Raw genomic sequence first — 10,599 nt, 5'->3', positions numbered from 1 at the left:
CTCTCGTAGCCCTTGGCTCGCGCCGCGCGCGCGTATACTCTCCTCCCCGTGAGCTCGCCCAGGACCTCACCATGACCATCTCGCCGATCGATTGGGCGATCGTCGCGGCGTACTTCCTCTTCTGCACCGCCATCGGGCTCTACTTCACCAGGCGCGGCGGCCAGAGCCTCGACCAGTACTTCCTTTCCGGCCGCCAGGCGCCCTGGTGGCTCGCGGGCACGGCCATGGTCGCCACCACCTTCGCCGCCGATACGCCGCTGGTGGTCACGGCGCTCGTCGCCACCAAGGGCGTGGCGGGCAACTGGCTCTGGTGGAACTTCGTCATGAGCGGGATGCTCACCGTCTTCTTCTTCGCCCGGCTCTGGCGCCGGGCGGAGGTCATGACGGACGTGGAGCTGGCCGAGCTGCGCTATGGCGGCGGCCCTGCTGCCTTCCTGCGCGGCTTCCGGGCCATCTACCTGGCCATCCCGATCAACCTCATCATCCTCGGCTGGGTGACGCGGGCCATGATCAAGATCCTGACCATCGCGCTCGGCCTCAAGGACGTCACGTTGCTCGGCATGACGGTGAGCGGCGAGGTGGTGGCCGTGGGCATCTGCTTCGCCATCACGGCCGCCTACGCGGTGGCGGCAGGTATGTGGGCCGTGATGTGGACGGATCTCGTCCAGTTCGTCGTCAAGATGAGCGCGGTGATCGTGCTCGCCGTGTATTCGGTGCGCGCGGTCGGCGGCATCGACATCCTGAAGGCCAAGGTGATCGCCCACTTCGGCAGCGAGACGGCGGCGCTGTCCGTGCTGCCGGTGAGCGTGACGCCGTCCGGCATCCATGCCTACGCGTGGATGCCGCTCCTCACCCTCGGCGTCTATCTCTCCGTGCAGTGGTGGGCGGCCTGGTATCCCGGCGCGGAGCCGGGCGGCGGCGGCTATGTCGCCCAGCGCATCTTCAGCGCGCGCTCGGAGCGGGACGGCGTGCTCGCCACGCTCTTCTTCCAGATCGCCCACTACGCGCTCCGGCCCTGGCCCTGGATCGTCACCGGCCTCGCCACCGTCATCCTCTACCCCACCCTCCAGGACCGGGAGGCCGGCTACGTGCAGGCATTCGTGGATCTGCTCCCGACGCCGTGGCGCGGCTTCATGCTCGCGGGGTTCGCCGCCGCCTACATGAGCACGGTGGCCACGCACCTCAACTGGGGCGCCTCCTACCTGGTCAACGACTTCTACAAGCGCTTCCTGAACCAGCGCGCGACCGAGGCACACTACGTCGCGGTCTCTCGGGTGGCCACCGTGCTTCTCTTCTTCGCGTCCATGGCCGTGACCTCGCAGCTCACGAGCATCGAGAAGGCGTGGGAGCTGCTCCTGGCCCTCGGCGCGGGCACGGGGCTCGTGCTTATCCTGCGCTGGTACTGGTGGCGCATCAACGCGTGGAGCGAGATCTCGGCGATGATCGCGAGCTTCGCGATCAGTCTGCTCGGGTTCGCTTACCTCAAGCCGCGGTTCGCGGAGAACGATCCCAACGCGACAGCGACCATCATGCTCGTGACCGTGACTTGCAGCACCGTGGTGTGGCTGGCCGTCACGCTGATGACGCGGCCGGAGCCCGATGCGGTGCTGGAGGCGTTCTACCGGCGCGTGCGGCCCGGGGGGCCGGGATGGGCGCGGGTCTCGACGCGGCTCGGCTTCGGCCGTGAGCCTATCCCGGGCGGGGCGCTAGCGTGGACGAACTGGATCGCGGGCATCGTGGCCGTCTATGCGACGCTGTTCGGGATCGGCAAGATCATCTTCGGCGAGCTCGGGGCCGGCCTTCTCATGCTCGCCGTGGCCGCTGCGGCCTTCTACTGGATCTCCCGCTCTTTCACCATGGACTCTCGATTGGCAAGGTAGCCGTCGTTCTGCTCGCGCTGACGATGCGCTGTCGAAGCCAACGTGTCCCGCATCGTAAGCCCAGGCCAGCGAGCCCACTTGCCAGCATCAGGAGCGTCGCGGGTGCCGGTAGCACAGGGCTCTCCGACACTGCCGCCTCGATGATGATGGCCTGGATCCGGCACGGCGCCGGCGGGTTGCCGCAGTTAACATTCCCGCCCATGCCGTAGTCGGTGCCCAGGTAGCCTCCGTTGAAGAATGTGAAGTAGATCATCTTCGTGCCCGGCTGTCCGGTCGCCGGGTCGATAAAGGTCATCGTGGCCTCACCGAAGTCAACGTTGCCGTTCATGTCGTCGTCCGTCCACTTCAGACCGGTCAGGGTGAGGGCGTGCCCGCCGATCCGCCCCTGTGTAATGGCTCCGAAATAGCCCAGGGTGATCTCGACATCCTCGCCATGCCGAAGCTCGTTGAGGAGGAAGGCGAAGGTCGGTTTGACGCTCGGTATGCCGAAGCTGTTCTGCTGCGCGTAGGCGGTGACACCCGGCACCCGCGACTCGACATAGAGCTGCTTGCCGCGAATGATGTCAGCCACCCCCGATCCCCCGGCCGAGGGATCACAGTTCTGCAGTCAGGCGACTTCCTCTGCCGCCACCTTGAGCTCGTCGTAGTCGATCAGGTGGTTGCTGTTGAGGTCGGGGATCAGCCTCTCGTCGTACACCTGAGGGTAGCGCCGCTGCAGGAATGCGAAGGAGTTGACAACTGCGACGGCACCGCACGAGAACGATTGGCCGGAGGCGTCCTTGCAGGCGTCCACGTCGTTCTGATTCAGGGTCCCAAACTGAGCGTTGGGCAACTGTATCTCGACGACGGGTGCGGCGGTGGCGGCGCCCGGGAGAGGAAGCCAGGACGACATTACGAGAGCGAACAACGCCCATCTTCCAACGCAGGCGCCCGTCATGACCCCTCTCTCCTTCGGCTCCGCTCCGAGTGAGCTGACAGCGCCGAGCGCCGCAAGATTCGTGCCCGCGCTCGCTACTCTTTTCAAATAGAGAGTTTGTGCAAGCGCACAAGGGAATGCCTCCTGCGATTTGTAAACCTTCTCGACAATCCCCTTTTCAAATGTCGTAGCGTGCGATGTTGACCTCAATGTCGGCCGGAGCGAGACCTTCCTGATCGCGAGACGGCACCAGGTCAGTGAGGGGGGAGGCCTTACGCGCCTGCGTTAACGAAGGGGCGGTCTCGACGGCCCGCGGGAGATGTCCCCTGCCCCGCCCGGCGCATTGCCGGCACGCTGCAAGTAGTCAGCCGGCGAGCTTGTTCCAGACGACCATGCCGGTGCCGGAGCGCCAGGCGATGGCGGGCATGTAGGCGAGCACTTCGGCGGGGCCCGTGGTGAAGGCCAGCGCGAGGATCCACGCGAGAAGCTCCGCCGTCCCCCCCGAGCCGGCCGCCTCCATCCGCTCGAGCGTGCACTCGCGCAGCAGGGCCTCGTGGTCCCCCTTCTTCAAGAGGTCGAGGAACCAGAGGTCGAACTCCTCGTCCACCCAGAAGTAGCGCGGGCCTCCCGGCTCGTGCGAGAGACCGCCCGTGGCGAGCACGGCGATCCGCTCGGAGCCGGGATAGGCCTTGAGCATCTCGCGCAGCGTGGTGCCCACCTGATACGCGCGCTCGGGCGTGGGGATGGGCGGCACCGTGCAGTTCATCGTCACGGGCACGAGGGGAATCTCGCTCGTGGGATTCAGATAGTGCATGGGCACGGACACGCCGTCGTCGAACTGCATCTCGCGCAGGTAGGCGAAGGTGAGCCGCCGGCGCGCACCCTCGGTGACGATGTAGCGCGCGAGGGCCGGATGGCCGGGAATCCTGTACTTCGAGAGCGCGAGCCACTCGTCGTACCAGTCCGCGGGTCCGACGTGCTCGGCTCCGATGCCCACCGTGTATTCCGGCGTATTGTTCAGTGGCCAGTTGAGCAGGTGATCGTTGCTGAACACCACCACCGCGTCGGGACGCGCGGCGGCCAGCCGCTGGCGCATCTCCCCTATGGCCTGGAGCGCCTGCGCTTGCTGGTCTTGGGGGGCGCGGTCGAACCAACCGGTGAGCCCGGGCGAGTGCGTCATGGCCATGGCGGCGACAATCTTGGCCATGGCTCAGCGACTCCTCTTGTCGAGCTCGGCCTGGAGCCGATCGGATTGTGCGGCCTCTTGGGGATAGGCGCGTTTGTAGGCCTCGAGCACCGGATGACTGTTGGCGTTGGCCGACGCGCCGTAGAAGAGCCGGAGAATCTGCGGGATGTAGTACTGGTGCACCCCCATCTCGTTGAGCCGCCGCACGTCCTTGTCGCGGACGGCCTCGTACTCCGCGCGGCTCAGGCCGAATTCGCGGGCCAGCCCCTCGAGATCGCTCGTCCACCGCTCTCGCAGCTTGGCGTCCTTGCGCACGTAGAAGATCATCTCGTTCAAGGGCAGCGTCTTGTCGCAGCGCTCGACGTTACCCATCATGAGTGCCCTTGAGCACCTTCGGGTTGACCTTGAGGAACATGATCACGCAGCGCTCGGTTCCGAGATTGCGCACGTCGTGCATGACGGCATTCGGGAACTTGACGATGCAGCCGGCGGGCACGACGATTTCCTGGCCGTCGATGTTCATGTTGGCCGTGCCCTGGAGGACGTAGATGGCCTCTTCCTCCTTCGGGTGGGTGTGCATGACCGTGCTCTGTCCCGGCTCGTAGCAGGCGATCTCCGACCAGAGCTGATCGGTCTTGAAGAGCATCTTGCGCACCCGCTTGTCGGGCGCGAAGGCCTTGAGAGCGTGGAGATCGAAGACCTGCGCTACTCCGGTCACCGCTGCCACCGCCGTCTCGTCCATCGCTGAGCCTCCTTCCGTCTGACTGGATCCGCAGTGGCGATGATAGCGCCCACGGTCGGTCCGCGCCAGTGCGGCGTCGCAAGGCGTGTCGCAGAGTATCGCCGCTGGCAACCCGGCAGAGCCCCGTGGATTGACGGAAATTAAGCGGTAAGGGATACTCGCGCCCCAGAGGAGCCCGCATGCGCCGTTATAGCCGTCGCCAGCTTCTGCAAGGCAGCCTGGCCCTGGCTGCCATGATCCTTCTGTTTGGCTGCGAGATGCCGTCATGGCCCGGCCAGTCCACTGGCAAGATACCCCGGATCGGTTTTCTGGCCGTCGGCTCGCGCGAGGGCCGGGCATTTTTGATCGAGGGCTTTCTCAAGGGGCTGCGCGAGCACGGCTACGTCGAGGGCCAGAACATCGTCATCGAGTATCGTTTCTCGGAGGGACGCAACGATCGGCTGCCCGCACTCGCGGCCGAGCTGGTCGATCTGAAGGTGAAGCTCATCGTGGCCTCGGGTTCGCCGGCGAGCTTTGCCGCCAAGCAAGCCACCAGCACGATCCCCATTGTCATGGGGAGCCTCGCCGCCCATCCGGTCGAGACCGGTCTTATCGCCAGCCTGGCGCGGCCGGGCGGCAACATCACGGGGATGACTGAGATGGCCTCGCAGCTCACCGGGAAGCGGCTGGAGCTACTCAAGCAGACCGTGCCGGGCCTTTCGCGCTTAGCAGTCTTCTGGAATCCGCCCAATCCTGCCTACGGGCCGGTCTTGAAGGAGCTCGAGGCGGCGGCTCAAACGATGGGAGTGAAGCTTCAGCGCCTGGAGGTTCGAGTCCCGGAGGACTTTGAGGGCGCCCTCGGGGCCGCGACCAGGCAGCGCGCCGGTGCGTTGTTCGTACCGGGCGACCCGTTGGTCACGAACCGGCCTAAAATGCTCGCGGACCTCGCGCTCAAGTACCGGCTACCGACGATCACGGATTTCAGGGAGCTTCCGGAATCCGGGGGGCTCCTTTCCTTCGGGCCGGACCTCGTCGACTCGTACCGGCGAGCCGCAAGCCACGTTGATAAGATTCTCAAGGGGGCCAATCCGGGCGACCTGCCGATGGAGCAGCCCACGAAGTTCGACTTGTTCGTCAACCTGAAGACGGCCCGCGCTCTCGGCCTGACGATTCCGCAGTCGGTCCTGGTGCAGGCTACCCAAGTGATCCAGTAGGGACCGATCGCTCGTCGCGACCCTCCACGCTCAGATGGCGAACGCATGCGCCGACTTACCGAGCCTACCTTCAGACGGTCAGGCTCCCTCCTCGCCAGTGGAGCAGGCGCCTCTCTAGGCGCGCCATCAGCTTGTGGGTGCCGACGGCCAGAAGGGCCATCCAGATGAAACGCGGCAAGGTGAAGCCGGAATTCAGACCTCGACGCGCACCCGACCTGCCGGTCGATCCTGCCGTCGCGGATGATGCCGATGTCTTGCGTGGTCCCGATATAACGATTTCCCTCAAAACGATCAACGAGTCCAAGCGGGAAGGCCTGTCGGCGACCAGCCTATCTCTCCAGAGCTGTGTTCTGAAGCGGGTCGCGCTTCCGAACAGCACCTTCGCCGCGATAACCTTACGAGACGTTCGCCTCGTCGGGTGCGATCTCGCCAATATCAAGACGCGCACCTTGACGGCCGTCCGGGTCGAGTTCCTGGACTGTCGCATGACGGGCTTCCGGGTCGAGGAGCCTGCCGAGTGCCACGATGTGTTGATCGCCGAGGGCATCCAGACCTATTCCCAGTTCGCCTACGCCCGCTTCACGTCCGCGGAGTTCAACTCCTGCAACTTCGAGGACGCGAACTTCCTTGGCGCTGATCTGCAAGGCTGCATCTTCCGTGGCTGCAACTTGCACAACGCGGACATGAGGGGAGCGAAGTTGAGAGAGGCGGACCTGCGGGGATCGGTGATCGAAGGATTGCGGCTCAATCCCGCGGACATTCACGGAGCCGTCGTGGATCCCTCCCAGGCCATGATCCTCGCGACCCTGCTCGGGATCCGCATACGGTGAGCTCCGGCTTCCCCGTCGACGCATCCGTATACTAGCGCCGCCATGGCCGAGGATCTGGAGAGCTGGTTCGAGCGCGGCGTCACCGACGGGCTTCCCGTGGTCCCGCCCACGCGCGAGCGCGTGGAGCGCATGCTGGCCGCGACGAAGCGCCCGCGCGAGACCCTGGTAGCCGAGGTGCCGCCGAACTTCGGGCGGGCCACCGTCGAGAAGCTCGCCGTCAACGCGGTCATGGCGGGCTGCCGGCCGGACTACTTCCCCGTGGTGCTGGCTGTGGTCGAAGCCGCCTGCGATCCCGCCTTCAATCTCCACGGCCAATCCGGCACCACCAATGCGACCTCGCCCCTCATCATCATCAATGGTCCGGCGCGCGGCCGGCTCGGCGTCAATTGCGCGGCGGGCGTCTTCGGGCCAGGCTTTCGCGCCAACGCCACCATAGGCCGCGCGCTCCGCCTCATCATGATCAATCTCGGCGGCACGAAGGCGGGCGAGATCTCCATGTCCACCCTCGGTCATCCGGGCCGGTATACCTACTGCATCGGCGAGCACGAAGAGGCCTCGCCCTGGGAGCCGCTCCACGTGGAGCGCGGCCACCCGCGCGAGGCCAGCACCGTGACGCTCTTCCCCGGCGAAGGGCCCTTCATCATCAACGACCACCTGAGTCGCACGGCCCCTCAACTCGTAGCCTCACTGGGCTGGTCGGCCGCCGGCGTGTGGAACCACAAGAGCTTTCCGCTTTACGGCCACACCCTCTGGGTGATCGGGCCGGAGCACGCCAAGACCATCGCCGGCGACGGGTGGTCGAAGCAGGACGTGAAGCGCTACCTCTTCGAGACGGTGAGGCGGCGCGCGCGGGATCTGGCTCCCGGACCCGACGGCGCTGAGAGCGGGAGGCTGAAGAATGCCTCGGGCGCAGATCCAGACGCGCTCGTCCCTAAGTTCCCGTCCGTGGAGGAGATCACGATAGTCGTCGCGGGAGGCACGGCAGGACGCTTCTCGGCGGTGGTCCCCGGGTGGATGGGCGGCGAGATCGGCGCCCACCCCGTCACCCGGACGATCGAGTTCTAGCGCACGTCACTGCGCTGCAGCTTTTTCAAATCGCTTCCTGGCGGTTCAGCACCGCATTGAAGACGGTCCCCGGCACGCGTAGGTCTTTGTCGCCCTCGTAGAGCCCGCGCAGCTCGGTAAATGCGGCATCGGGCGCGCTGGTGACCGTGGAGAGCCGGTCGAACAGAGCAAGGCGGTCGTCTCCCACTGGCTCGCTGGGGCGGCTCATCGCGCCCCAGATGTCCCAGGGCAGCATCTCCATGTTGTTGAGCGCCGCGAGGTCGCGCATCACGTTCCCCGCGATGAACCAGAGCCCGCGCATGTCGAAAATCCCGAACGCCGATGGATCGCCCTCACCGGCGCGGCAGCGGGCCCAGGCATCGCCCGCGATCACGAAGCGGTCGCGCGGCACGTCGAGCAGGTCAAAATCGAGCTTCAGCTTTGCCCGTTGCACGTCGTCGATCTGCGCATCGACGAGAGTCCAGCGCCCGTCCGCGGCATCCCAGTATTCGCAGACCCAGTGATCCTCGAAGCGACCGGGATTGAAATAGGAGCCGAAGCCGCAACGGGCGCGGGCGGGAACCCCCTGGGCACGCAGCATGGCGACGAGCAGTACGGTGAAATGGCGGCAGACACCGATGAGTCGCGCCTCGACCGGCCGAGCGACCGAGATCGGCCGGCCGCCATCCGCGAGCAGACGATCCAGCATCAGCGAAGCCGGACGGATATGGGACTCGCGTCTCCGCTCGTCCGACAGCGTCACCCCATAGGCGGGCGCCCAGTGCTCATGCAGCAACAGGCCCTGCACGACACGGGCCATTGCGGCCAGATCGCGCGGCACCGTATCGAGCATGCGCGCGTGTCTTCCACCGGACGTCATCGTCGCGGGCCGCCTGTAGAAGTCGAGCCCGTGTGGTGACATCGTAATCATGGGCGCTCTGTTAGCGCGCGGCGCAGCGCTCGAGCTGTTTCTCCAGGAAGCGGCGCTCGGGCGCGGACGACGGGCGGGCCAGGGCCTCGCGGTAGTAGCCGGCGGCGCGCGTGGCATCGCCGGCGCGGAGCCAGAGCGCGCCCAGGGCCGCCGGCAGTAGGGAGTAGCGCGCAAGGGCCGGATGCGTCTGGATGCCTTCGATGGCACGGATCCCGGCCGTGGGGCCTTCGACCATGGCCAGCGCGATGGCTCGGTTGAGCTCGACCACGGGCGAAGGCTTGAGGGCCAGAAGCTCTCCGTAAAGACGAAGCACATAGGTCCAGTCCGTCGAGGTCTCGTCGCGGGCCACGGCATGACAGGCCGCGATCGCCGCCTCGACGTGGTACGCCGTCATGGTGCTGCCGGAGGCGGCGAGATCCAGATGACGGAGACCCTTCGCGATCAGGCCCCGGTCCCAGCGCGCGCGATCCTGCTCCGAGAGCAGGAGCAAGTCGCCGGCCTCGTCCACCCGCGCGGGCAGACGGCTCGCCTGAAGCAGCATCAGGGCCAGCAGGGCGTGCACGGGGGGAAGATCCGTGCGGCGATTGCCCGCGAGGATCCCCGCCAGCCGTATCGCCTCGCCGCAGAGCTCGGCGCGCACGAGATTCTCTCCGCCGTGAACGCTATACCCCTCGTTGAAGAACAGGTAGAGGACGTCGAGCACGCTCTCGAGCCGCGCGTCGATCTCGTCGTGACGCGGGATCTCGATCGGGATGTCCTCCTCGCGAATCTGGCGCTTGGCCCGCACCAGGCGCTGAGCAATGGCGGCAGGCTCGGCCAGGAAGGCCGCGGCAATCTCCGCGACGCTGAAGCCGCCAACCGTCTTGAGCGTGAGGGCGATGCGAGCGGGCCGCGGCAGCAACGGGTGGCAGCACATGAACATCATGGCCAGCTCGTCGTCGCCCACGGCGTCGTCCTCCGCCGCGTCCAAGCCCAGGGCGGGACTCGGCTCGCCCTCGAGAAGCTCGATCTTGCCGCGGAGCGAGGCCTCGCGACGGAGCAGATCGAGGGCACGGTGCCTGGCGACCTGGAAGAGCCAGGCGCCCGGCTCGACGGGAACGCCGCCATAGGGCCACGTGTGGAGCGCGCGGACGAGGGCGTCCTGCACCGCCTCCTCCGCCAGGTCCAGCCGGGCCGGACCGAGGCGGCGCGCGAGCGAGGAGACCATGCGTCCCGCGCTGTGGCGGAACAGGTGCTCGACGAGCGCGTCGACCTCGGACGGCGCCGCGGGCTCCACGCGTGGCTCAGCCTCTCTTGCTCATGTCCTCGATCTCGCGCACCTCGAGGCTGCCCGCCCTCAGATGCGGATGGTTGGCGAGATCGCGCTGGATCTGCTCGTAGCTCGCCGCCTCGACCATCCAGAAGCCGCCCAGGATCTCCTTCGACTCGGCGAAGGGGCCGTCGGTGACGGTGACCTTACCATTGACGCCTCGCACCACGCGCCCCCCGTCCCGCAGCTTCTCGCCATGGAGGAGACGCCCCGACGTGCGCATCTCCTCGCTCCACGCCATGTACTTCTGGATCACCTGCTGCATCTCCTGTGGGCTCAAATTCTTGTACGCCTCGCCCGTGCCGCGCGCCAGTATCAGAAACTTCGCCATGAGAGCCTCCTGTGTGGTTTCGCGGGGCGTTTGCTCGCCCGGACGCCGGCCGGCCCCGGCCCGTTCATGTCGTCCGAGGAGTAGACGAACGGGCCGGGCGGGAATCGACATCAGGATACCGCGGGTTATAAGGCCTCGCCCCCCTGTCCATCTCAGCCCTCGCCTCGCCACTGATCTACTCAGCTCTCGCCTCAGGGCTACGCCCTTCAGCTCGAACTGCCACGCCTGCGGCTCGTC

General features: G+C 66.5%; 12 protein-coding genes. 4 read left to right on the top strand and 8 right to left on the bottom strand.

Annotation, left to right across the window (positions count from 1 at the left end):
* On the top strand, positions 1–1,880 hold a 1,880-nt coding region (locus VGT00_16025), incomplete at its 5' end, for a sodium:solute symporter family protein (protein ID HEV8532930.1).
* Here VGT00_16025 and VGT00_16020 read toward each other — a convergent pair.
* From VGT00_16020 to VGT00_16000, 5 genes are all read right to left on the bottom strand, one after another.
* A complete protein-coding gene (locus VGT00_16020; protein HEV8532929.1) occupies positions 1,852–2,451 on the bottom strand; it encodes a hypothetical protein in 600 nt (199 codons plus the stop codon). The genes VGT00_16025 and VGT00_16020 overlap by 29 nt on opposite strands.
* Before the next feature lie 36 nt (positions 2,452–2,487).
* Complete coding sequence (locus tag VGT00_16015) at positions 2,488–2,817, bottom strand: hypothetical protein (protein HEV8532928.1); 330 nt, start codon at positions 2,815–2,817, stop codon at positions 2,488–2,490.
* 343 nt (positions 2,818–3,160) lie between these two features.
* A complete protein-coding gene (locus VGT00_16010; GenBank protein HEV8532927.1) occupies positions 3,161–4,003 on the bottom strand; it encodes a hypothetical protein in 843 nt (280 codons plus the stop codon).
* Between the two features lie 3 nt (positions 4,004–4,006).
* Positions 4,007–4,357: a hypothetical protein gene (locus VGT00_16005; GenBank protein HEV8532926.1), complete on the bottom strand. Its 351-nt coding sequence runs from the start codon at positions 4,355–4,357 to the stop codon at positions 4,007–4,009.
* Positions 4,347–4,724, bottom strand: a complete 378-nt coding sequence (locus VGT00_16000; protein ID HEV8532925.1) for a cupin domain-containing protein — start codon at positions 4,722–4,724, stop codon at positions 4,347–4,349. The genes VGT00_16005 and VGT00_16000 overlap by 11 nt, the downstream gene beginning before the upstream one ends.
* A 179-nt stretch (positions 4,725–4,903) precedes the next feature.
* Here VGT00_16000 and VGT00_15995 point away from each other — a divergent pair, with 179 nt between their 5' ends.
* From VGT00_15995 to VGT00_15985, 3 genes are all read left to right on the top strand, one after another.
* A complete protein-coding gene (locus VGT00_15995) occupies positions 4,904–5,917 on the top strand; it encodes an ABC transporter substrate-binding protein (GenBank protein ID HEV8532924.1) in 1,014 nt (337 codons plus the stop codon).
* A gap of 164 nt (positions 5,918–6,081) precedes the next feature.
* Entirely contained in the window at positions 6,082–6,747 is a 666-nt protein-coding gene (locus tag VGT00_15990) for a pentapeptide repeat-containing protein (protein ID HEV8532923.1), read from the top strand.
* A gap of 42 nt (positions 6,748–6,789) precedes the next feature.
* Complete coding sequence (locus VGT00_15985; protein ID HEV8532922.1) at positions 6,790–7,812, top strand: hypothetical protein; 1,023 nt, start codon at positions 6,790–6,792, stop codon at positions 7,810–7,812.
* Positions 7,813–7,837: 25 nt separating this feature from the next.
* On the opposite strand, the gene VGT00_15980 is transcribed toward VGT00_15985, so the two are convergent.
* From VGT00_15980 to VGT00_15970, 3 genes are all read right to left on the bottom strand, one after another.
* Positions 7,838–8,644 carry a transglutaminase-like domain-containing protein gene (locus tag VGT00_15980; protein HEV8532921.1) on the bottom strand — a complete coding sequence of 269 codons (807 nt, stop codon included), beginning with the start codon at positions 8,642–8,644 and terminating at the stop codon, positions 7,838–7,840.
* Positions 8,645–8,732: 88 nt separating this feature from the next.
* Positions 8,733–9,998, bottom strand: coding sequence for a DUF6596 domain-containing protein (locus VGT00_15975; GenBank protein HEV8532920.1), 1,266 nt, complete (start codon positions 9,996–9,998; stop codon positions 8,733–8,735).
* 7 nt (positions 9,999–10,005) lie between these two features.
* A complete protein-coding gene (locus VGT00_15970) occupies positions 10,006–10,362 on the bottom strand; it encodes a YciI family protein (protein HEV8532919.1) in 357 nt (118 codons plus the stop codon).
* Positions 10,363–10,599: the final 237 nt, after the last annotated feature.

Source organism: Candidatus Methylomirabilota bacterium (assembly GCA_036002485.1).
Lineage (GTDB): Bacteria > Methylomirabilota > Methylomirabilia > Rokubacteriales > CSP1-6 > AR37.
Note: the sequence above shows the minus strand (reverse complement) of the source record. Positions and strands in the feature narration are given on the sequence as shown.